The sequence below is a fragment of the Rhodococcus rhodochrous genome (assembly GCF_014854695.1).
Lineage (GTDB): Bacteria > Actinomycetota > Actinomycetes > Mycobacteriales > Mycobacteriaceae > Rhodococcus.
This window is the reverse complement of the sequence record NZ_CP027557.1, coordinates 1067416-1089889: the sequence shown is the minus strand read 5'-3', so window position 1 is coordinate 1089889 and position 22474 is coordinate 1067416. Positions and strand designations below refer to the sequence as shown.

Here is a 22474-nt window from a genome sequence, read left to right as displayed (position 1 = left end):
TTCGGGCGCACCGATCCGTGCGCTGCGGGTCAGTGTACGCCCGGCAGCAGATCGTCGGGGGCGGCGAACAGGCGGCGGCGCTCCCCGTGGAGACGTCCCGACACCCACCACAGGGCCTCGACGAGAACGACTCCGATCAGCCCGCACGTCACCGCGATCGTCGAGTACGCGACGTTCGACGGATCGAGTGCGAAGAACTCCCGGGTGAACGGCACCGAGAACAGGATCACGTAGCCGAGCACCGAACCGGCGAGCAGCGCGATCTTCCACCACTGGTACGGGCGGGCGACCACGGCGAGCACCCACAGCGCGATGATCAGCAAGGTGATCAGGGCCGAGGTGCCGGCCTGGATCTTCTGCTGCTCGGTCTGCTCCGGGCCGCCGTAGACGAGCACGTAACAGACGAAGGTCGCCACACCGACGACCACCCCCGACGGGATCGCCAGCCGCATCACGCGGGAGACGAAGCCCGAGCGTGCCCGCTCGTTGTTCGGTGCCAGCGACAGCAGGAAAGCGGGGATGCCGATGGTGAACCACGCCGCGATCGTCACGTGCCGCGGCAGGAACGGATAGGGCAACGGCTCGAAGTCGAACACCTGCGACAGCACACCCGACATGCCTACCAGGAAGGCGAGCAGCACCGAATACACCGTCTTGGTGAGGAACAGGTTGGAGACGCGTTCGATGTTGCCGATGACCCGGCGACCCTCGGCCACCACATAGGGCAGCGTCGCGAACTTGTTGTCGAGAAGGACGATCTGTGCGACCGCGCGGGTCGCGGGACTGCCCGACCCCATCGCGACTCCGATGTCGGCGTCCTTGAGGGCGAGCACGTCGTTGACGCCGTCGCCGGTCATCGCGACGGTGTGGCCGCGCGACTGCAGCGCGCCGACCATCGAGCGCTTCTGATCGGGACGGACCCGGCCGAAGGTCGTCGAGCCTTCGACGACGTCGGCGAGTTCGTTCTCGCCCTCCGGCAGGGAACGCGCGTCGATGGGAGACGCACTACCCGGCAGGCCGAGCGACGAGGCGACCGCACCGACGGCGATCGCGTTGTCGCCGGAGATGACCTTGACGTCGACCTGCTGGCCGGCGAAGTACTCGAGGGTCGGCTTCGCGTCCGGGCGCACCCGCTGTTCGAGGACGACGAGCGCGACGGGCGTGACCGTGCCGGGGGCGAGTTCGTCGTCGACCGGGCGGTCGCTGCATGCGAGGAGCAGCACCCGCAGCCCGCTCGAGCCGAGTTCCTCGGCGCGTCGCGCCGCCTCGGTGCCGGGGTCGAGCAGCACGTCGGGTGCGCCGAGCAGCCAGTTGCCGTGGGTGCCGTACGACTGGCCGCTCCACTTCTTCGCCGACGAGAACGGCGCGACCGCGGTGGGCTCGCCCCAGCCGGGGGCGGTGGGGAACGCCTCGGCGATCGCGAGGACGCTGGCGTTCGGACGCGGGTCGTCGGCCGCGAGCGCGGCCAGGGCGGCGCGGGCCTCGTCGAGGTTGCTGCCGTCGAGGGGCTCGAGATCGGACAGGCGCATGCCGTTCTCGGTGAGCGTGCCGGTCTTGTCGGCACACACCACGTCGACGCGCGCGAGGCCTTCGATCGCCGGCAGCTCCTGAACGAGGCACTGACGACGTCCGAGGCGGACGACACCGACCGCGAACGCGATGGACGTCATGAGCACGAGACCTTCGGGCACCATCGGCACGAGGGCGGCGACCATGCCGCTCAGCGCGGGGCCGAGCGACTCGCCGCTGGAGAAGAGCTGGTTGTAGATGATGAGCAGACCCGCGGGGATCATCAGGTAGGTGATGAAACGCAGGATCTTGTTGATGCCCGCGTTCAGCTCCGACTTCACGAGTGTGAACTTGCTCGCCTCTTCCGCGAGTCGCGCCGCGTAGGCGTCGCGACCGACCTTCGTCGCACGGTAGGAGCCGGAGCCGGAGGCGACGAAGCTGCCCGACATGACCGTCGAACCGGGCACCTTGTGCACGGGATCCGACTCGCCCGTCAGCAGCGACTCGTCCAGTTCGAGACCCTGGGCCTCGACCACCTCGCCGTCGACGACCAGCTGGTCGCCGGGGCCGAGCTCGATGATGTCGTCGAGGACCACCTCGCGCGGAGCGATCGGTGCGGCGACGCCGTCCCGGCGCACGACGGGTTTCGTCTGGCTGACGATGGCCAGCTTGTCGAGGGTGCGCTTGGCGCGCACCTCCTGGATGATGCCGATGCCGCTGTTCGCGATGATCAGCAGACCGAACATGCCGTCGATGATCGAGCCGGTGGCCAGCACGATCAGCAGCAGCACCCCGAGGATCGCGTTGATCCGGGTGAACACGTTGGCCCGGACGATGTCCTTGACCGATCGGGACGCGCGGTCGGGGACATCGTTGGTGAGGCCACGTGCCACACGCTCGGCGACCTGCTCGGTGGACAGCCCGGTGGCTGCATGGTCGGATGCGAGGACCGGCGCCTCGTCCGTTCCCACCACCGTCGTGGGCTCTTCTACTGCCATGACGAACCAGATTAGGGCACGAAAGCGAACAGCCGGTGCCGCGGCAGGTGGATCAGCTCGACGTGAGCCACCACGGATCGACCGCGACGGGCTTCGACGCATCGGACTTCGACACGTCGATCCGCTGACCCGGCATCGGCACCGCGGTGGTCACCTCCGACTCCCGCGCGGCGGGCAGCAACCGGGTGATGGGCTCCGACCAGGCGTGGAAGGCGAGGTCGAAGGTTCCCCAGTGCACGGGGACCAGCAGACTGTCGCGACGGTCGACGCCACCGAGGTCGAGATGCGTGCGCACCGCTTCCTCGGGGTTCATGTGCACGTCGGGCCATCGCTTGTCGTAGGCACCCACGGGCAGCAATGTCAGGTCGAACGGACCGTAGGCCTCGCCGACGTCGGCGAACCGCGGGGTGTAGCCGCTGTCACCGCCGAAGAACACCCGGCGCGTCGGCCCGGTGAACACCCACGACGACCACAACGTGATGTTGCGCTGCAGGCCGCGCCCGGAGAAATGCCGGGCCTCGGTGCACGTGATGCGCAGGCCGTCCACCTCGACGTGTTCGTCCCAGTCGAGTTCGACGATGCGTTCCTCGGCGATCCGCCAGCGGCGCAGGTGCGCGCCCACCCCGAGCGGCACGACGAACCGGACGGTCGGTTGCAGCACGGCGAGGCTCTCGACCGTGAACCGGTCGAGATGGTCGTAGTGGTCGTGCGAGATCACCACCGCGTCGAGACGCGGCAGGGTCTGCAGTTCGACAGGCGCCGGATGCAGACGTGCCGGGCCGACGGTGGGTGAGGGTGACACGCGTTCGCTCCACACCGGGTCGCACAGCACCCGGTAGCCGTCGACCTCGACGAGGGCGGTCGAGTGCCCGAACCACGTCACGGCGAGTTCCGCCGCGTCGACCGGCGCGAGATAGGTCGACAACGGCACCTCGGTGCGAGGTCTCCCCCGCGATCCGCGGGTGAGCAGGTCCTTCGCGAAACCGCCCGCCGCCTCGGGGCCGAGCACGGACGCCGGGTCGGTGTTGTGGAAACGACCGTCGCGGTAGCGGGGCGACGCGGCGGCGTAGGGACGGATGTCGGAGACCGAGGCGCCGATGGAACCGGGCAGGCCGTTCACGGCGCGCGCGACCCACAGCGTGCCCGCTCCGGCGAGCGCGGCCGAGACGGCGGACCGGATGTTCATCGTCCGCGGAAGATCGGGTCGCGGCGCTCGGCACGAGCGAGCCTGGCCTCCTGGGCGTCCTCGCTGAGCCACGCCGCGGCGAGTGCGGCGGTCTGCTCGGGCGTGGCCTCGTCGCGGGTGCCGTCGTCGTTGAGGAACAACTTCATCGCGTTCAGCGACAGCGGCGCGAGCTTCGCGATCTCGTGCGCCCATGCCTGCGCGTCGGCGAGGTCGCCGATGCGATTGGCGAGCCCACGCGCGAGAGCTTCCTCGGCGTGGACGGGTTCGGCGGCGAGGAAGACCGCGCGTGCCGGACCGCCGCCGATGAGCGAGGCGAGTCGCCGGACCGTCCACCGATCCACCGAGATGCCCAGGCGCGCAGCAGGAACCGAGAAACGTGCAGTGGGCGCCACGACCCTCAGATCCGCCGCGAGCGTCAGCTGGGTGCCGGCACCGATGGCCGGGCCGTTGACGGCCGCGATCACCGGGATCGGGGCCTCGACGATGGTGCGCAGCGTCTCGGCGAGGCTGTCGGTGAACCCTTCGGCGTAGACGTCGCCGGAGAGATCGGCCCCGGCGCAGAAGCTCGTGCCCCGCCCGGTGATCACCACGACACGCGCGTCGTCCGCCACGGCCTTGTCCACCGCTTCGCGGATCTCCACGCACAGTTGCGTGTTGAGCGCGTTACGACGCTCCTCGCGTTGCAGTTCCACGGTCACGACGTCGCCGTCGCGGCTGATCCCGATCATGTGTCGCCCCATCCCTTCGTCACCGGACACACCGCATCATTCCATCAGCGACGGGCGGCATGTCCCGAAGACGGGATCAGCGCAGGGCGGCCTCGTAGTTCGCCCGCTCCTCGTGCTCGACTCGTCGCGTGAGGTCGGCCGAATCGTCCGCAAGGTAGGCGGTGGCACCGAGGGCCATGATCAACGCACCGGAGATCCACGCGGTCCATGCGGCGCCGTCGCCCGCGAACTGCCCGACCCACGGCGAGACCAGCATGGCCAGACCCACCACCGACAGGGCCCAGTGATCCTTCGTGGGATCGCGCGCGATCAGCGACCACAGCGCATAGATGCTTGCCAGCGCACCGAATCCCAGGGTCGCTCCGCGGCCGAGTGCGGTGGTCTCGGTCCAGAACGAGGACGACATGGTGAGCAGGCCGAGGAACAGCGCGATTCCTCCCGGCCACGACGTGCGAGCAGACAATTCCGAGCCTCCTGATTCATCGATACGCTACATGTTGTGTAGCTACATCCAGTGTAGCGTCATGTCGGTGGGCATGCTTCGATGGAGACTCGACTCACCACACAGAAGGCCGGAGACGATGGAACCCGCGACGACATCCCCACCCGAACAGCGGATCGCCGACGCCGTGCTCGCACTGCTGCGCACGAAGGGGCCCAAGGCCGTCACGATCGAGGCCGTCGCGAACCTCGCGGGCATGGCTCGGACCACGATCTACCGCCGGTACCGGGACCGCAGTGAAATGCTGAAGGCGGTGATGGAACCCCTCACCCGGCCGACGGCACCGGCACCGGAGGCCACGGCCGAAGAGCTCCTGCGGTGGGTGGTGGAGCAGTCCCGCCTCTCCGTCGACGAGGGCATCGGGCTCGGGGGGCTCGCGGCGCTCGTCACCGAACAGGAACCGTGGTTCACCGAGCTGATGCGGTCACTGTTGATGCGCCACCGGCAGGTGCTCGCCGAGACGATCCGACGCCACTGCGACGACGGAACCGTCTGCGCCGATCTCGATGTGGAGACCTTCCTGGACTGCGTGGTCGGGGCCTACTTCGCCGAGCAGGCGCGCCGCGGCGAGGTGGACGAGGACTGGCCCGCTCGCATCACGCGGACCCTGCTACCGACCTTCGCCGCCTGATCGGGTTCAGGTGGATCCGAGCCCGCCGAGCTGGGGTGGAACCACCGAAATCAGTGAAACCAGTCGAGAATTCGGCCCCGCGACCAGCAGCGCGCCACCGCATCCACCCGTTGCTCGGCACCCTCGTACAGCGCGATGCCGACGATGCTGTGGCCGGAGGCCGGACGATCACCGAGCGTCGGGACCGACGGCGCGACACCGACACCCTCGGCCGACACCCACGCGACCGTCCGCTTCCCGGCAGCCTCGCGAAGGCGGTCGACGAACGACGGGCGCCGCGCAATCGCCAGACGCGACAGCGCCCAGGTGGTCGTCACGACCGGCAGGGCACCCTCGGGTACCGCCGCGATCGCCTCGGGCAGCAGCTCCACGACGTCGCCGCAGAACCGGACGGGTGCGTCCTCGGCGAGCAGGGCGTCCTCGACGTCGGGGCGGTGGCGCGTCACGGCGACGCGCGCGACCACCGGAGGCATCGCCCGGTCGGGAACCGACCCGCCGTGGACGATCGAACAGCTCTCCTGCACAGGAGAATCCGGGTCGCCCAGGAACACCCCGTCGCTGTAGGTGATGCCCACTCGGTCGACGCACAGGTTCAGCGCCGCGGGGCGTCCCACGTCGATCAGACCGATCGCGGTCGCGCCTACGCGGTGGGCCGCCTCGGCGAGCGCGGGATAGAGCACCGCGTAGCGACCCGTCTCGTCGGTGGCACCTTCCCGTCGTGCCGTGCCGGCCATGTCTGCTCACTCCTCGTCGTCGGCATCGGCACGCGGACGGCCCGGTCCGCGTATGCGCCCCACCTCGCGCGGCATTCGGCCGGCCTCGGTGAGGGCCCGCCGGAGCAGGAACTCGATCTGGGCGTTGGTGCTGCGCAACTCGTCGGCAGCCCACCGCGCGAGCGCGTCGTGGACTGCCGGGTCGAGGCGCAGCAGCACCTTCTTACGTTCGGCCATGCCGCATGATCCCTACTGGTACAGCGATCCCGTGTTGAGGACGGGCTGAGCACTCTGGTCTCCACACAACACGACGAGGAGATTCGAGACCATCGCGGCCTTGCGTTCCTCGTCGAGTTCGACGGTGTGCTCGGCCTCGAGGCGGGCCAGGGCGGTGCCGACCATCGAGACGGCACCTTTGACGATCTGCTCGCGGGCGGCGATGACGGCGCCGGCCTGCTGACGTCGCAGCATCGCCTGGGCGATCTCGGGTGCGTAGGCGAGCTGGTTGATGCGGGTCTCGATGACGCGGATACCGGCGGACTGCACGCGGTCGTGGACCTCGGCCGAGAGCTTGGTGGTGATCTCGTCGGCGTTCTGACGCAGCGACATCACTTCCGGCGCAGCGTCGTACGGGTACGAACCGGCGATGTGGCGGACCGCGGCCTCGGTCTGGACGGCGACGAACTCCTCGAAGTCGTCGACGTCGAAGACGGCGCGCGCGGTGTCCTCGACCTGCCACACGATGACCGCCGAGATCTCGATGGGGTTGCCGTCGGCATCGTTGACCTTGGCTCTGCCCGTCTCGTGGTTGCGGATGCGGGTGGAGATCTTGCGGCGGGTGTTGAGCGGGTTCATCCAGCGCAGACCGGGTTCGCGCAGGGTGCCGGTGTACGAGCTGCCGAGGAGCTGGAGGACGCGGGCCTCGTTCGGTTCGACGAGGACGAGTCCGGCGAGTGCCACGAGGGCGAGCACGACGATGACGCCACCGGCGACGATCAGCGGGACGGTGACGTCCACCGCTCCCCAGCCGATCAGTCCGGCGCCGACGGCGATTGCGACCAGAGCGGCGATCAGCACCGACCAGCCGTTGGACGAGGGGCCCGGCCGCTCGACGGTCACGGGCGACTGCACGACATCCATGTTCCTACCTCCCAGAGTCAAAGCGATATTAAAGTGATATCACATTTCTCGGGACCCGGACAGCGTTCCCTCCGCGCACCGGCCGCGATCGCGGCATGATGAAGGACAACGATCCGAGAGGGAGGCTCGCGATGCTCGCCGACGAGGCACTCGATGCGGCCGAGGTACAGACCGCCGATGCGACGCCGGTCGACATCGTCGTGATCGGCGCCGGGCAGGCCGGTCTGTCGACCGCCTACTTCCTCACCCGCTTCGGAGTCGCACCCGAGACCGGATTCGTCGTCCTCGACCGCTCGTTCGGTCCCGGCGGGGCATGGCAGGACCGTTGGCCGTCGCTGACACTGAGCACCGTCAACGGCGTCCACGACCTGCCCGGCCTCGCGTTCGCGGACGTCGTCGACACCTCCGCGGGAGAGGTTCCGGCCGCCTCGGCGGTACCGCAGTACTACGCCGCCTACGAGAAGGAGTTCGACCTTCCCGTCCACCGCCCCACCACCGTGCGGGTCGTGTGCGACCGCGGCGAGCGACTGCGCGTCGAGACCGAGTCGGCCGTCTACGCGGCACGCGGCATCATCAACGCGACCGGCACCTGGGAGCGGCCCTTCGTCCCGTGGTATCCCGGCGCCGCGCGATTCACCGGACGGCAGCTGCACACCAAGGACTACCGAACGGCCGAGGAGTTCACCGGGCAGCACGTGCTCGTCGTCGGTGGTGGCATCTCCGCGGTCCAGCTCCTCGACGAGATCTCCCGCGTCACCGAGACCACCTGGGTGACGCGACGCGAACCCGCGTGGAGCGAGGAACCTTTCACGGCCGAGCGTGGCCACGCTGCCGTCGCGCTCGTCGAGGATCGGGTACGACGCGGACTGCCACCCGGATCGGTCGTCTCCGTCACCGGGCTCCCGCTCACCCCGGCGCTGCGGGCCGCGCGCGAACGCGGCGCGCTGGAGCGGTCCCCGATGTTCTCCGAGATCACCGAGACCGGCGTCCGATGGAGCGACGGCCGGACACTCGACGTCGACGTCATCCTGTGGTGCACCGGATTCCGGAGTTCCCTCGACCATCTCGCACCGTTGTCGTTGCGCAACGCCGGTGGCGGCATCACGATGGACGGCCGGCTCGCGACCCGCGTCGCGAAGGATCCGCGCGTCCATCTCGTCGGCTACGGCCCGTCGGCGTCCACGATCGGGGCGAACCGCGCCGGTCGCGCCGCGGCGCGTGAACTGCTCGACCATCTCACCGGCGAGGTGCCGCAGCAGTGAGTGGGCGGGGCGGATCGGTGCTGCTGGTCGCGCTCGCGACCACCGCCAGCCTCGTCGCATCGGCACCGGCCCTGGTCGACGTGGCGCTCCCTCCCCCACCACCGGCGCCGGTCGCCCCTCCCCCGACGCCGCTGACCGCCGACGAACTCACCGCCCGCACCCTGCCGGTCGTCGTGACGATCGACGCGAGCGCGGGATGGACGGGCATGACGGGCACCGGGATCGTGATCACTCCCGACGGCACGGTCGTCACGAATCATCATGTGGTGAGCGGAGCCACCGACATCAGCGCGGTGAGCGGTGCGAACGGACTGATCTACGACGCGGAGGTCCTCGGCTACGACCGCGAACGCGATCTCGCCGTCCTGCGACTCGGCACCGCGAGCGATCTTCCGGCCGCCGCGATCGCCGAGGACCTGCCGCCGGTGGGCAGCCGGGTGACGGCCTTCGGTAATTCCGAGGGTGGTGGGGTCGTCGTGGCGACCCCCGGCACCATCGTCGAGTTCGACCGCAATGTGGTGGTCCGCGACGCCACGGACGGTTCGCGTCACCGCCTCACGGGGATGATCCGCACCGACGCCCCGATCCGGCCGGGCGATTCCGGCGGGCCGCTCGTCGACGAGTACGGAACGGTCGTGGGGATCAACACCGCGGGTGCAGTGCAGCGGAACACCGACACCTCGCCCGATACGACCCCCGAGGCGTACGCCGTGCCCATCACCGAGGCGATCACGGTCGTCGAACAGGTTCGGACGGGAGTGAGCGACGGGTCGGTGCACGTGGGCCCCACACCTCGGCTGGGCGCGAGCGTCACCACCGCCCGCAGGGACGGGCAGGATCTCGGGGCCGAGGTGCTGTGGGTGTCCTACGACAGTCCCGCCTATCACGCCGGTCTCGACGCCGGCGACGTCGTGGTGTCGTTCGACGGTGAGCGCGTCTCGTCGACCGGGGAACTCGAGGAACGTCTGCTCCGTCACCGCCCCGGCGACGTCGTGTCGATCGAGTGGACCATCGAGAACGGCGAAAGACGTTCCGCTGACATCGTTCTCGAATCAGGACCCGCACGCTGACGGCGACGCCCACGGAAAATCGGTTGATCGGTCGCCCGAGGGGCGAAGACACTTGACCTCGAGTCGCCTCGAGGTCGCAAGATCTCATCGGACCGTCCGACGACCGGGGGAACGCGATGAGCAACCACACCGCATCACCGACGCACCGGCGTCCGCGCCTGGCGCGCGGGCCCGTGCGGCCGTTCGCCCATCCGCAGTACCGCCTGCTGATCCTGGCGCTCGCGGCGGGACTGCTGTCCGTGGGCACCTGGCTCATCGCGGTGGTGTGGCAGGTCGTCGAGATGGGTGGCGGCCCGGCCGAACTGTCCTCGGTCGCAGTGGGACCGGCCGTGGGCATGCTCCTCGTCGCACTTCTCGGGGGCGTGCTCGCCGATCGGATCCCGCAGCGCACCCTGCTCCTCGCGACGTACATCGCACGGGCGGTGCTGGTCGCGGTGACGGCTGCGCTCGCCGTGAACGGATCGATCGCGTTCTGGCATCTCACCGTCGCGGGTTTCGCACTCGGACTCGCCAACGGCGTCCAGTTCCCGGCCTATTCGGCACTGTTGCCGTCCATCGTCCCGCCACAGGACCTGCTCGCCGCCAACGGTGTCGAGGGTGTGCTCCGGCCGACGCTCATGCAGGCGGCCGGTCCGGCGGCGGCGAGCGCCGTCGTCGCCGCCTCGTCCCCCGCGGTCGCCATGTGCACGGTCGCGCTCCTCGAGGTGGTCGGGGCGCTGTGCATCCTCGCGATGCACCCGACCGCGGTCCGCCGCGACGACACGCAGGCCGGTGGATCGAGCGGATTCCGTTCCGTGGTCGACGATCTCGCGGAGGGTATGCGGTTCACCGTGCGCACGCCGTGGTTGCTCGGAACGCTCCTGTTCGGGTCCGTCGTGGTCTTCTGCGTGCTCGGACCGATCGAGGTGCTGATCCCGTTCGCGATCCGCGAGGCGACCGGGGGCGGGCCGTCGCAGCACGCGATGGTGATGGCCGGATTCGGTGTCGGTGGGGCCGTCGGGTCGATGCTCGTGGCGTCGCTGCGGCTGCCGAGGCGCTATCTCACCGTCCCGCTCCTGATGTGGGGGCTGGGTTGCATCCCCCTCGTCGTCATCGGCGTCTCCGGGTCGGTACCGATCATGGTCGTGGCGGTGTTCGTCGTCGGCGCCCTCTTCAATGCCGGATCCGTCGTGTGGGGCACCCTGCTGCAACGGCGGGTACCCGCGCACCTGCTGGGCCGGGTGTCGAGTCTCGACTTCTTCGTCTCGATCGTGTTCATGCCGCTGTCGATGGCCGCGGCCGGACCGCTGGCCCTCACGGTCGGGCTCGCGCCGACCTTCGCGGTGGCGGGGATCGTGCCGGCCGTCGCGGCCGTGATCGTGATCGTCGCGGCCCGGACGCCGCGCGACGAGATCGCCGATCCGCTCGATCTCGTCCCGGTGGAGGCAGAGGAGGTCGCCCCGGTGGACGAGGAGGTCGTCCCCGCGGAGTGCCGGAGTTGACGGGTGGTTCCGTGGCACGGAGGACCCGCGCCCGAACCCGGGTCCACCTCGACCGGGATACTCGGAGCGTGAGCGCAACACTTCGTATCGACGGCCTGTCGGCCTCCCGCGGGGAACGTGTCCTGTTCGACGGACTCGATCTCACCGTCGCACCCGGCGACGTGATCGGCCTCGTGGGGGCCAACGGCGCCGGGAAATCGACGTTGCTCACGACCCTCGCGGGGATCGGTGACGCCGATGTCACCGGCTCGGTGATCCTCAGCCCGCCCGACGCCACGATCGGCTATCTCGCGCAGGAACCCGAACGGGTGCCGGGCGAGACGATCCTCGGCTTCCTCTCCCGGCGCACCGGTGTCGCCGAGGCCGAACGCGTCATGAACGCCGCCGCCGAGCGCCTCGGCGAGTCCGGCGAGGACGACTACACCCCGGCCCTCGAACGGTGGCTGGCGCTCGGCGGCGCCGACCTGGCCGAGCGCGCCGAGAAGGTGGTCGACGACCTCGGTCTGGACGTCGGTCTCGACGCTCCGATGACGTCGCTCTCCGGTGGCCAGGCCGCGCGCGCCGGGTTGGCGGCGCTGCTGCTCTCGCGCTACGACGTGCTCCTGCTCGACGAACCGACGAACGACCTGGATCTGGCGGGCCTCGAACGGCTCGAACGGTTCGTCGAGGAGACGCGCACGGCACTGGTGGTCGTCAGCCACGACCGCGAGTTCCTCGCGCGCACCGTGACGGGCATCGTCGAACTCGATCCCGTGCAACAGCAGATCTCGGTCTACGAGGGTGGGTACGAGGCGTATCTCGTCGAGCGCGAGGTGGCTCGCCGGCACGCGCGTGAGCAGTACGAGGAGTTCGCCGACACCAAGTCGCAGCTCGAGGAACGCGCTCGGATGCAACGCAACTGGCTCGAACACGGCGTCCGCAACGCGCGCCGCAAGTCCAAGGACAACGACAAGATCGGACGCAAGTATCGCGCGGAGGCCACCGAGAAGCAGGCGGCGAAGGCGCGTCAGACGCAGCGGCGCATCGAGCGGCTCGACGTCGTCGAGGAGCCGCGCAAGGAATGGGAACTGCGCATGTCCATCGCCGCCGCCCCGCGCAGCGGCACGGTGGTCGCGACCCTCGACGAGGCCGTCGTCCGGCGGGGCGACTTCGTCCTCGGGCCGATCACCACGCAGGTCGAGTGGGGCGACCGCATCGTCGTCACCGGCCCGAACGGCGCCGGGAAGTCCACGCTGCTCCGGTTGCTGCTCGGCACGATCGAGCCGGATTCCGGTCGCGCGTCGCTGGGCTCGGGTGTGCTCGTCGGCGAGATCGATCAGGCCCGCAGCCTGTTCGAAGGGGACGAACCGCTGGTCGAGGCGTTCGGGCGCAACGTGCCCGACTGGCCGGACGCCGACGTGCGGACCCTGCTGGCGAAGTTCGGCCTCAAGGGTCACCACGTCCTGCGGACGGCGTCGTCGTTGTCGCCGGGTGAACGCACCCGCGCGGGCCTCGCGTTGTTGCAGGCACGCGGCGTCAATCTGCTGGTGCTCGACGAACCCACCAACCACCTGGATCTGCCGGCGATCGAACAACTCGAGCAGGCCGTCGACAGTTTCGAGGGAACCCTGCTGCTGATCACGCACGATCGCCGCATGCTGGAGACCACACGGACGACACGTCGATGGATGCTCGACGACGGGAAGCTGAGCGAGGAGTTGCTGTAGATGGGTGGAAGCGTGCGCGTGGACAGCTGGACGTGGTCGGTCCGGTTGTTCAAGACCCGGTCCGCCGCGGCGAGCGCGTGCCGCGCCGGGCACGTCCGCGTCGACGGTGTGACGGCCAAGCCGTCGACGCCGGTGACGATCGGAGCCGAGGTCCGCGTACGCGCGCACGGTACGGAGAAGATCGTCGAGGTCACCCAGCTCGTGAACAAGCGCGTGGGTGCACCGATCGCCGCGACCGCCTACATCGATCACAGTCCCCCGCCTCCGCCGAAGGAGATCCTCGCGGCGCTCCCCCGTCGCGACCGCGGGGCGGGCCGTCCGACGAAGAAGGAACGCCGCGAACTCGACCGTCTCCGCGGTTTCGCCGACGACGACTGACAACACCACGACTTATCGATCCGTCCTCATCTATTGACAAAATGTTGTGTTTTCACAACACTTTGTTCCATGAGTCCGGTACGCCGTGGGGAAACACTCCCCATCTACAACCGCATCCGCGTCCTGCGCGCGGAACGCGGACTGAGCCGCGCGCAACTGGCCGAACTCGTCGAGGTGAACCCGCAGACCGTCGGCGCCCTGGAACGAGGCGACCACTACCCGAGCCTCGATCTGGCCTTCCGTATCTGCGATGTCTTCGGACTGCCGGTCGAAGCCGTCTTCTCCCGTACCGAGTTCACGCCGTTGTCGACCGAGCTGTACAAGCCTCGAAAGGAGGCCTGACGTGTCCACCGCCTCACTGATCGACCGTTACGAGCACTACCGCACCCGCCGGTTCCTCGAGAACGAGAAGCTCACCTCCGGGTGGCTGCCGAACTGGCGCACGCAACATCGCCGTCGCATCCTCGCCGGCACAGTGGTCGCACTCATCGGCGCCATGTTCGTCACCGCCGTCGCGTCGTACTTCACGATCATGGTCTCCCTGGTGTGGCTGCCGGTCGTTCTCGCGTTCCTTCCCGCGTGGACCTGCCTGCAGATCGTGTCGGGGAGACAGTCCGACGCGCCCCGCCACGCCCTCGACGAACGCGAGATAGCCGAACGCAACAGCGCCCGTTCGATCGGCCTGTCCGTGGCGCAGGGCCTGCTGATGATCCCGATCTTCGCGTTGCTGTGGAGCCCGGCGATCGACTCGATCGACCATCGGGCACTCGCCTATTCCGCAGGTGGATTCGTTCTCGCCTCGATCCTGTTCAGCGGTTGCCTGCCCGCCGTTCTGCTCGCCTGGACCCGCCCCGACGACGATCCGGAGGACCTGCTGTGACACTGACGATCGACAATCTCTCGAAGCGCTACGGCGACACGGTCGCTCTCGACGGCGTGAGTTTCGAGGTCCGCCCCGGCGAGCTGTTCGGTTTCGTCGGCAGCAACGGCGCCGGCAAGACCACCACCATGCGGATCACCCTCGGCGTCCTGGCCGCCGACTCCGGCGAGGTCCGCATCGACGGGAAGCCGGTCGACCTCGAGATGCGCCGCAACATCGGGTACATGCCCGAGGAACGCGGCCTGTATCCGAAGATGAAGGTCGGTAAGCAGCTGTCCTATCTCGCTCGCCTGCACGGTCTTTCGAAGTCGGAGGCGTCGGAGGCGGTGCAGCGGTGGACCGAGCGGCTCGGCATCGCCGAACGTCTCGGCGACACCGTCGACGCCCTGTCGCTCGGCAACCAGCAGCGCGTACAGCTCGCCGCGGCTCTCGTGCACGACCCGAAGGTCCTCGTCCTCGACGAGCCGTTCTCCGGCCTCGACCCGGTGGCCGTCGACGTCATGAGCGACGTCCTGCTCGAGAAAGCGAAAGAGGGTGTGCCGGTGGTCTTCTCGAGCCACCAGCTCGACCTGGTCCAGCGCCTGTGCGACCGCGTGGGCATCATCGGCGCGGGTCGGATGCGCGCCGTCGGCACCGTCGACGACCTGCGATCCAAGGGCGACGCGCTCCTCGTCGTCCACGCGCCGCAGGCACCCCGAGGCTGGGCGCACGGTCTGCCGGGCGTCACGCACGCCGAGTACGAGGACGAGCGCACCGTGCTCACCGTCACCCCCGGCGCCGACGACCAGCTGATCCTCAAGGCGGCCCTGGCGACCGGCCCGGTCCACGAGTTCTCGCTCCGACGCCCGTCCTTGACCGAGCTGTTCCGAGAGGTGGTTTCCGCATGAGCGCCCCGTTGAGCAACGCCCGCGCGGTCGGTCTCGTCGCGTCGCGCGAGTTCGTCACGCAGGTCCAGAAGAAGAGCTTCCTGATCAGCAACGCGATCATCCTCGTCGCGATCGTCGTCGGCATCGTCGCCACCTCGGTCCTGTCCGGTGGCGACGACGACCGGCCCACCGTCGGGGTCGTGGGCGCACCCGCGCTGCAGACGACGATCGAGTCGCTCGGCGAGACCGTCGGCACTCCGCTCGAGGTCTCCGACGTTCCCGACGCCGCCACCGCCCGCGAGCAGGTGTCCTCCGGCGATCTCGACGTCGCGCTCGTCCCCGGCGACGGAGCATCCGTCACGGCGATCACCGAATCGGAGCTCGACACCGACGTCCGCGCGGTCGTCGAGGCAGCTGTCGTGCAGCAGGCCCAGATCGCCGCGCTGACCGACCGCGGCGTCGATCCCGCCGCGGTCGCGGCCGACGTGTCCGCGGCGACCGTGACGGTCGACGCCCTCGACCCGCCGGATCCCGAACAGGGACAACGCATCATCCTCTCGATCATCGCGGTGATCCTGCTGTACATGCAGATCCTGATGTTCGGCATGTACGTGGCGATGGGTGTCGTCGAGGAGAAGTCCTCGCGCGTCGTCGAACTGCTGCTGTCCACGCTGCGTCCGCTGCAGCTGCTGTGGGGCAAGATCCTCGGCATCGGTGCGGTCGGGCTCCTGCAGCTCACGGCCTACGGTGCGGTCGGCGTCGGCACGGCGCTCGCCACCGACACCCTCACGATCACCGGCACCGCCCTCGGCGTGCTCGCCGGCACCCTCGGCTGGTTCGTGCTCGGCTTCGCGTTCTTCGCCGTCCTCTACGCGGCGGCGGGGTCGATGGTGTCGCGGCAGGAGGACGTCAACTCCACCTCGGGTCCGCTGGTGATGCTGATCCTCGCGATGTTCTTCGCGGCGTTCTCGTCGGTCGACGACCCCGAAGCCGGATGGAGCACCACGCTGAGTTGGATCCCGCCGTTCTCGGCGATCCTCATGCCGCTGCGCATCGCCGCGGGCGTGGCCACCCCGGTGCAGATCGTCGGCACCATCGTGCTGATGGTCGCCGCCATCGCGGTGCTCAGTGTGATCGCCGCGCGCATCTACCAGCGGTCGATCCTGCGGATCGGCCGGACGGTCACGTGGAAGGAAGCGCTCGGCCGTTAGCCGATCCCACAACGAGGGGAAGGATATGTGCGGTGTGTCGCAAGAACGCGCACATGTCCTCCCCCTCGTTCGCGCCGTTATAGGTTGACCTCGACGGACGAAGACAGGTGGAGGCGACGTGGCCGGTGGCAGGATCTCGGCGCAGGAGTTCATCGACAAGGTGCTCGACCCGGGAAGCTTCGTCTCCTGGGACGTTCCGCCGATCGATGTCGGTGCGGGCGAGAAATACCTCGCCGATCTGGACAGGGCCGCCGAGAAGTCCGGGGTCGACGAATCCGTGCTCACCGGTTCGGGCACCGTCCACGGCCGCCGGGTCGCTCTGATCGTGTGCGAATTCTCCTTCCTCGCAGGCTCGATCGGCGTCGCCGCCGCCGAACGCATCGTCACCGCCGTCGAACGCGCGACCGCCGAGGGACTGCCCCTGCTCGCATCGCCCACCTCGGGTGGCACCCGCATGCAGGAGGGCACCCTCGCCTTCGTGCAGATGGTGAAGATCGCCGCCGCCGTCGCTGCACACAAGGCCGCCCATCTCGGTTATCTCGTGTACCTGCGCAATCCGACGACGGGCGGGGTGTTCGCGTCGTGGGGGTCGCTCGGGCACGTCACCGCCGCCGAACCGGGTGCGCTCGTGGGCTTCCTCGGCCCGCGCGTCTACAAGGCGCTCTACCAGGAGAACTTCCCCGAGGACGTCCAGACGGCGGAGAACCTGTACCGCAAGGGCGTGATCGACGGGGTCGTGCCCCTCGGCGGTGTGCGGCAGGTCGTGCACCGGTTGCTGCGCGTGCTGGTCGAGGGCAACCGGCCGGAGGTGACGTCGAGTCCGGCGATCACCGCCGTCGACGACGTGCCCGACATCCCGGCCTGGCAGTCGGTGATGCTCAGCCGACGCCCCGAACGGCCCGGGATCCGGCAGTTGCTGCGCCACGCCGCCTCCGCGCAGGTTCCTCTGTCCGGGACCGGTGAGGGCGAGTCCGATCGCACCGTCCTGCTCTCGCTCGCCCGGTTCCGCGGCGTCTCGTGCGTGATGTTCGGTCAGGACCGCGCGGGACAGTCACCCGAACGCACGATGGGGCCGGGAGCACTGCGCGAGGCCCGCCGCGCGATGCGTCTCGCCGACGAACTGCGCCTGCCGCTCGTGCTCGTCATCGACACCCTCGGTGCCTCGTTGTCGAAGGAGGCCGAGGAGCGCGGGCTCGCACCCGAGATCGCCCGCTGCCTCGCCGATCTCGTCACCCTGCCCACCCCGACGGTGTCGGTGCTGCTCGGTCAGGGCACCGGCGGCGGCGCGCTCGCCCTGCTGCCCGCCGACCGCGTGTTGTGCGCGCAGCACGGCTGGCTCGCGCCACTCCCGCCCGAAGGCGCGAGTGCGATCGTGCACCGCGATACCACTCACGCACCCGCCATGGCGCAGGAGCAGGGGATCCGCTCCCGTGACCTGCTGCGCAACGGTGTCGTCGACGCGGTCGTCCCCGAGCATCCCGATGCCACCGAGGAACCCGTCTCGTTCGTCAAGCGGATCGGTGCCGCGGTCGCCCGCGAACTCGCGATCCTCACCGACGAACCCGCCGAGGACCGCTACCGGCGACGGATCGAGCGGTACCGGAAGCTCGGCGTGCACTGCTGACCCGGCGCGATCCGGATCAGCTCGAACCCGCGACCGCTCCGCCGGCTATGAGGGCCGTCGTCATCGCCGCGTTGACGGACGCGACGGCGTCGCGCACCGCCTTGGCAGCCCACTCGCCCTGCGCGATCTCCTTCGCCCGCTTCTTCACCGCCCGCTTGTCGGCGTCCGGGAACACCTTCGGCGCCGCATCCGCCGCCGACAGCAGCGCGATCAGCGCCGCGGTGCGTGGCTCCGGGGTCAGGCCGTCGATCAATGCCGCGCGGATCAGCTCTCGGACGCGCTGCTCGTGGGTGGAATCGATCGCGAGCCACTTCTTCGTCGGGAACACACCGAGGATCCTCCCGCGCTCCTCCGAGACCCAACCCTGCTCGACGACCCGCGCGAGAAACTTCTCCCGCAGGCCCTTCTGCAGTTTCTCGATGGCCGACGTCGGCTTCAGCGGCCTACCCGAGCCGAGCCGCTCGACCGCCTCGGCGAGGATCGGATCGGCGGGGCGCGCCGCGGTGCGTATCGCGATCCGCCCCTTCCTCACCTGCTTGCCCTCCGTGTCGACGGCCACCACGTCGTCGAGGGCGAGTTCGAGGAGCACCGCACCCGCGAGGACGCGGGGCAACTTCACTCCGTCGACGAGAGGCTTTCCCGATTCGTCGTCGAGAAGCAGGAGCAGCAGGTCTTCCGCGATCGAGGTCATGCGGCTCAGGGTAGGCACTTCGTCCGTTCGTCGCGTGGTTGTGTCCGTCCGACGCAGACCTGCAGCCACCCCCCTTGCAGGTCACATAGAGTGGTTCGGGCCACAACCGCCGTCGAGGAAGGACACGAACGATGGGCTCGTACGAGGAGGCGTTCCGCCGGAGCACCGAGGATCCGGAGGGATTCTGGCTCGAGGCCGCCCGCGCGGTCGAGTGGGAGAGCGCGCCGACGCGAGCCCTCGACGACTCGGCGGCACCGTCGTACAAGTGGTTCCCGGACGGCACCCTGAACACCAGCGTCAACGCACTCGATCGACACGTGGCCGCCGGGAACGGCGACCGTCCGGCCCTGATCTGGGATTCGGCGATGGTCCCGGCCAAGCGCACCTACACCTACGCCGAACTGCTCGACGAGGTCACGAAGTTCGCCGGTGTGCTGCGCGACCAGGGTGTGGCGGCCGGCGATCGCGTGATCGTCTACATGCCGATGATCCCCGAGGCCGCGATCGCGATGCTCGCCTGCGCCCGTATCGGGGCGGTGCACTCGGTGGTGTTCGGCGGGTTCGCCGCGAAGGAACTCGCGACCCGCATCGACGACGCCACGCCGGTCGTGCTGGTCACGGCCTCCGGTGGCCTCGAACCCGGCCGCACCGTCGAGTACCTCCCGATCGTCGAGCAGGCGATCGGTCTGTCTCCGACCCCGCCGCACACCGTGATCGTGAAGAACCGCGAGCAGATCCCCGGCTCGGCGGCCGATTACCAGACGTCCTCGGCGGCGTGGTTCGACTGGGACGAGCTGTGCGCCGACGCAGCCCCTGCCGAGCCCGTGACGGTCGCGGCGACCGACCCGCTCTACATCCTCTACACCTCCGGCACCACCGGGAAGCCCAAGGGCGTGGTCCGCGACAACGGTGGACACGCCGTGGCCCTGACGTGGTCGATGCGCAACATCTACGACATCGATCCGGGCGACGTGTGGTGGACCGCCTCCGATGTGGGCTGGGTGGTCGGCCACTCCTACATCGTCTACGGCCCGCTGCTGGTCGGAGCGACGACGGTGATGTACGAGGGCAAGCCCGTCGGCACCCCCGATGCGGGTGCGTTCTGGCGGATCATCGCCGAGAACGGCGTCAAGGCCCTGTTCACCGCTCCCACGGCGATTCGCGCTGTGCGCAAGGCGGATCCGAACGCCGAGGAACTGAAGAAGTACCCCATCGACTCGCTGCAGACGCTCTTCGCCGCCGGTGAGCGCCTCGACCCCGACACCTACCACTGGGCGACGAAGGTGCTCGACCGCCCGGTCGTCGACCACTGGTGGCAGACCGAGACGGGCTGGGCGATCGCCGCCAACCTGCGCGGCCTCGAGGCGATGCCGCTCAAGGCCGGCTCCCCCACCGTCCCCGTGCCGGGATACCGGGTCGAGATCGTCGACGGAGAAGGCAAGCCCGTCGATCCGAACACCGAGGGCAACATCGTCATCCGCCTGCCGCTGCCGCCGGGCACGCTCGCCGGCCTGTGGCAGGACGACGACCGGTATCGCCGCTCGTACCTCGACACCTTCCCCGGCTACTACCTCACCGGCGACTCGGGCTACGTCGACGAGGACGGCTACGTCTTCGTCCTCGGCCGGTCCGACGACGTGATCAACGTTGCCGGGCACCGGCTCTCGACCGGCAGCATGGAGGCCGTGGTGGCGTCGCATCCCGCCGTCGCCGAATGCGCCGTGGTGGGCATCCGCGACGAACTGAAGGGCCAGCGTCCGTCGGGTTACGTGGTGCTCAAGGCCGGTGTGGAGATCGATCCCGAGACCCTGCGTCAGGAACTCGTCACGATGGTCCGCGACCAGATCGGTGCGGTCGCGACCTTCCGCGACGTGACGGTGGTCCAGGCCCTGCCGAAGACGCGCTCCGGCAAGATCCTCCGCAAGACCATGCGGCAGATCGCCGACCACGAGGAGTACACCGTGCCGTCGACGATCGAGGACCCCGCCGTGCTCGACGCGCTGAAGGAACAGCTCGGCGGCTGACCGACCCCGACCCGCACGGATCGGCGGACGGAGACCTCGTCTCCGTCCGCCGAGTGCATTGCATTCAGGTCACTTCCGTCGTCGGCGCCTCACGAGCACCAGCACGAGCACGGCCGCGACGACTCCTCCGGCCACCGCGATCAGATCGGGCCGGTTGCGGACCTCCTCGGCGCGTTCGGCCGCGGACTGCTTGACCCGGGTGGGCACGTCGAGTCTGTCGGTGAGTTCGCCGACGGTCGCGGCGAGTTCGGCCCGTTGACGTTCGATGTCGGCCACCTCGTCCGGACGACCACCGTTGTCGGATGCGGTCACTTCGTTGCTCCCTTCGCGGCGTCGATGTCGGCGCGGACACTGGCGACCGTGCGTTCCGGCACGGGCGGTGCGGCGTTCTTCGCCTTCGAGGCCCCGACCGCGGCGAGGATGCCACCGACGGCGAGCACCACGAGCGCGACGATCAGAGCCGCGAGCCACGGTTCGACGGCGGTGGCGAGGCCGAGCACCGCCGTCGCGATCAGCGTCGCCAGACCGAGGAACAACAGGATCGCTCCCGCACCCGAGATCCCCACGCCCACACCGATGCGGGTGCCCTTGGACTTGACCTCCTCGAGCGCGTGCGAGACCTCGGTCCGCACCAGGGTCGAGACCTGTTCGGTGAGTCGCTCGGTGAGCTCGACCGTGGACAGATTCTTCGGTTGTTCGGCCACGGGGCGTGCATTACCGGTGGGTGTCGTCATCGCGGATTCCTTTCCGTCGTGGGCACGGTAGGGCCCACGGGGTCGGCCGCCTCTCCGGAGGAGCCGTCGGGGTTGTCGGTGCTGTGGGCTTCACGCAGCCTGCGCCCGTGCTCGACGAGTTCTTCCAGCTTGGCGGCGTTCTTCTCGCTGACGCGCGAATCACGTTCGGGCAGTTGCAGTGTCTTCTCGGCAGGCATACCGGCCTGCAGCTGACGGCCACGCTCCATCTCGGCGTCGAACTCGGCACCGAACAACAGGGCCAGATTGGTGATCCACAACCACAGCAGGAAGATCACCGCGCCGGCGAGTGAACCGTAGGTCTTGTTGTAGCTGCCGAAATTCGAGACGTAGAAGGCGAATACCACCGAGGCCACGATCCACACGACGATCGCGATGAGCGATCCCAGACTGACCCAGCGGAACTTCGGCTGGGACACGTTGGGCGTCGCGTAGTACAGCACCGCGACGATCATGACCACCAGTGCGAGCATCACGGGCCACTTGACGATGTTCCACACCGTCACGGCGGTGTCGCCGAGACCGATGACGTCGCCGATCGTGCGTGCGACCGGACCGCTGATCACGAGCATCAGGGCGGTCGCACCGGCGGCCACCAGGGCCACAGCAGTGATCAGCAGCATCAACGGGCGCAGCTTCCAGACGGGCCGGCCCTCTTCGATCTCGTAGATCCGGTTCATGGCGCGGCCGAACGCGCCGACATATCCCGATGCGGACCACAACGCGCCGAGAATACCGACGACCAGGGCGAATCCGGCTGTCGGTGCAGACACGAGCTGTTCGATCGGCCCTCGCAGGGTGTCGACGGCGGAGGACGGTCCGAGGTCCTCGACCATGCCGAGCACCGTATCGACCGTCGTCTGCCCCTGACCGAACACGCCGAGCAACGAGACCACGACGAGCAGGGCGGGGAACAACGACAGGACGGCGTAGTACGTCAGTGCGGCGGCGAGATCGGTGCACTGGTCTCGACTGAACTCTCGAATCGTCCTGCGCAGCACATATTTCCACGACGGCGTGGACAGATCGGTCGGAGAGTCGGGTTTGCGCGGGTCATCGGGGGCGAGGGTGGCACCCGATGATCCGTCACCTTTGTGCTCGGCGTCCATACTGCGGCGGGTA

The 22474-nt window shown here is 69.1% G+C and carries 23 protein-coding genes; 12 read left to right on the top strand and 11 right to left on the bottom strand.

All coding sequences use genetic code 11. The annotated features are described in order from the left end of the window. Window positions 1-29: 29 nt before the first annotated feature. The 4 genes from C6Y44_RS05165 to C6Y44_RS05150 all read right to left on the bottom strand — a co-directional run bounded on the left by C6Y44_RS05165 (window position 30) and on the right by C6Y44_RS05150 (window position 4884). A complete protein-coding gene (locus tag C6Y44_RS05165) occupies window positions 30-2507 on the bottom strand; it encodes an HAD-IC family P-type ATPase (protein ID WP_192378716.1) in 2478 nt (825 codons plus the stop codon). A 52-nt stretch (window positions 2508-2559) separates the two neighbouring features. After that, a complete protein-coding gene (locus C6Y44_RS05160; protein WP_120281583.1) occupies window positions 2560-3693 on the bottom strand; it encodes an MBL fold metallo-hydrolase in 1134 nt (377 codons plus the stop codon). Then, window positions 3690-4421, bottom strand: a complete 732-nt coding sequence (locus C6Y44_RS05155) for an enoyl-CoA hydratase (protein WP_192378715.1) — start codon at window positions 4419-4421, stop codon at window positions 3690-3692. The genes C6Y44_RS05160 and C6Y44_RS05155 overlap by 4 nt, the downstream gene beginning before the upstream one ends. Before the next feature lie 76 nt (window positions 4422-4497). Beyond that, window positions 4498-4884, bottom strand: coding sequence for an SPW repeat protein (locus tag C6Y44_RS05150; RefSeq protein WP_225623728.1), 387 nt, complete (start codon window positions 4882-4884; stop codon window positions 4498-4500). Window positions 4885-5002: 118 nt separating this feature from the next. Between C6Y44_RS05150 and C6Y44_RS05145 the strand changes: the two genes are divergently transcribed. Further along, the gene (locus C6Y44_RS05145) at window positions 5003-5554 is read left to right on the top strand and encodes a TetR/AcrR family transcriptional regulator (protein ID WP_159416570.1); all 552 of its coding nucleotides are present in this window, start codon (window positions 5003-5005) and stop codon (window positions 5552-5554) included. Window positions 5555-5604: 50 nt separating this feature from the next. Here the strand turns inward: C6Y44_RS05145 and C6Y44_RS05140 are convergent, their stop codons facing one another. Genes C6Y44_RS05140 through C6Y44_RS05130 form a run of 3 tightly spaced genes read right to left on the bottom strand, consistent with a single transcriptional unit; the run spans window position 5605 to window position 7407 of the window. Then, complete coding sequence (locus C6Y44_RS05140; RefSeq protein WP_192378714.1) at window positions 5605-6288, bottom strand: DUF2332 family protein; 684 nt, start codon at window positions 6286-6288, stop codon at window positions 5605-5607. A 6-nt stretch (window positions 6289-6294) separates the two neighbouring features. Continuing rightward, complete coding sequence (locus tag C6Y44_RS05135) at window positions 6295-6504, bottom strand: hypothetical protein (RefSeq protein ID WP_060652022.1); 210 nt, start codon at window positions 6502-6504, stop codon at window positions 6295-6297. 12 nt (window positions 6505-6516) lie between these two features. Next, a complete protein-coding gene (locus tag C6Y44_RS05130; protein WP_159416572.1) occupies window positions 6517-7407 on the bottom strand; it encodes an SPFH domain-containing protein in 891 nt (296 codons plus the stop codon). Between the two features lie 131 nt (window positions 7408-7538). Between C6Y44_RS05130 and C6Y44_RS05125 the strand changes: the two genes are divergently transcribed. The 10 genes from C6Y44_RS05125 to C6Y44_RS05080 all read left to right on the top strand — a co-directional run bounded on the left by C6Y44_RS05125 (window position 7539) and on the right by C6Y44_RS05080 (window position 17885). Then, window positions 7539-8669, top strand: a complete 1131-nt coding sequence (locus C6Y44_RS05125) for an NAD(P)-binding domain-containing protein (RefSeq protein WP_159419030.1) — start codon at window positions 7539-7541, stop codon at window positions 8667-8669. Next, window positions 8666-9739 carry a S1C family serine protease gene (locus tag C6Y44_RS05120; protein ID WP_192378713.1) on the top strand — a complete coding sequence of 358 codons (1074 nt, stop codon included), beginning with the start codon at window positions 8666-8668 and terminating at the stop codon, window positions 9737-9739. The genes C6Y44_RS05125 and C6Y44_RS05120 overlap by 4 nt, the downstream gene beginning before the upstream one ends. Before the next feature lie 116 nt (window positions 9740-9855). After that, the gene (locus C6Y44_RS05115) at window positions 9856-11220 is read left to right on the top strand and encodes an MFS transporter (RefSeq protein WP_192378712.1); all 1365 of its coding nucleotides are present in this window, start codon (window positions 9856-9858) and stop codon (window positions 11218-11220) included. A 68-nt stretch (window positions 11221-11288) separates the two neighbouring features. After that, a complete protein-coding gene (locus C6Y44_RS05110; RefSeq protein WP_192378711.1) occupies window positions 11289-12926 on the top strand; it encodes an ABC-F family ATP-binding cassette domain-containing protein in 1638 nt (545 codons plus the stop codon). After that, window positions 12927-13304: an RNA-binding S4 domain-containing protein gene (locus C6Y44_RS05105; protein ID WP_006551630.1), complete on the top strand. Its 378-nt coding sequence runs from the start codon at window positions 12927-12929 to the stop codon at window positions 13302-13304. A gap of 69 nt (window positions 13305-13373) precedes the next feature. Further along, window positions 13374-13646 (top strand): helix-turn-helix transcriptional regulator, encoded by a 273-nt coding sequence (locus C6Y44_RS05100; RefSeq protein WP_159416576.1) that lies wholly within the window; start codon window positions 13374-13376, stop codon window positions 13644-13646. Between the two features lies 1 nt (window position 13647). Continuing rightward, the gene (locus C6Y44_RS05095; RefSeq protein ID WP_159416577.1) at window positions 13648-14184 is read left to right on the top strand and encodes a hypothetical protein; all 537 of its coding nucleotides are present in this window, start codon (window positions 13648-13650) and stop codon (window positions 14182-14184) included. Next, window positions 14181-15071 carry an ABC transporter ATP-binding protein gene (locus C6Y44_RS05090; protein ID WP_192378710.1) on the top strand — a complete coding sequence of 297 codons (891 nt, stop codon included), beginning with the start codon at window positions 14181-14183 and terminating at the stop codon, window positions 15069-15071. Before C6Y44_RS05095 ends, C6Y44_RS05090 begins: the two co-directional genes overlap by 4 nt. After that, on the top strand, window positions 15068-16261 hold the full coding sequence (locus C6Y44_RS05085) for an ABC transporter permease (protein ID WP_159416579.1): 1194 nt from the start codon (window positions 15068-15070) through the stop codon (window positions 16259-16261). The genes C6Y44_RS05090 and C6Y44_RS05085 overlap by 4 nt, the downstream gene beginning before the upstream one ends. A gap of 118 nt (window positions 16262-16379) precedes the next feature. Further along, window positions 16380-17885, top strand: a complete 1506-nt coding sequence (locus C6Y44_RS05080) for a carboxyl transferase domain-containing protein (protein WP_159416580.1) — start codon at window positions 16380-16382, stop codon at window positions 17883-17885. Window positions 17886-17901: 16 nt separating this feature from the next. On the opposite strand, the gene C6Y44_RS05075 is transcribed toward C6Y44_RS05080, so the two are convergent. After that, on the bottom strand, window positions 17902-18576 hold the full coding sequence (locus tag C6Y44_RS05075; RefSeq protein WP_159416581.1) for a GOLPH3/VPS74 family protein: 675 nt from the start codon (window positions 18574-18576) through the stop codon (window positions 17902-17904). Between the two features lie 131 nt (window positions 18577-18707). On the opposite strand from C6Y44_RS05075, the gene C6Y44_RS05070 reads away from it, so the two are divergent. Beyond that, a complete protein-coding gene (locus C6Y44_RS05070; protein ID WP_192378709.1) occupies window positions 18708-20600 on the top strand; it encodes a propionyl-CoA synthetase in 1893 nt (630 codons plus the stop codon). Between the two features lie 69 nt (window positions 20601-20669). Here the strand turns inward: C6Y44_RS05070 and C6Y44_RS05065 are convergent, their stop codons facing one another. From C6Y44_RS05065 to C6Y44_RS05055, 3 genes are read right to left on the bottom strand one after another with little or no spacing between them, the layout of a single operon-like run. After that, entirely contained in the window at window positions 20670-20912 is a 243-nt protein-coding gene (locus tag C6Y44_RS05065; RefSeq protein WP_120281568.1) for a DUF3618 domain-containing protein, read from the bottom strand. Then, entirely contained in the window at window positions 20909-21334 is a 426-nt protein-coding gene (locus tag C6Y44_RS05060; RefSeq protein ID WP_060652009.1) for a phage holin family protein, read from the bottom strand. Before C6Y44_RS05060 ends, C6Y44_RS05065 begins: the two co-directional genes overlap by 4 nt. Further along, window positions 21331-22461 (bottom strand): YihY/virulence factor BrkB family protein, encoded by a 1131-nt coding sequence (locus C6Y44_RS05055; RefSeq protein ID WP_120281567.1) that lies wholly within the window; start codon window positions 22459-22461, stop codon window positions 21331-21333. The genes C6Y44_RS05060 and C6Y44_RS05055 overlap by 4 nt, the downstream gene beginning before the upstream one ends. Window positions 22462-22474 lie beyond the last annotated feature (13 nt).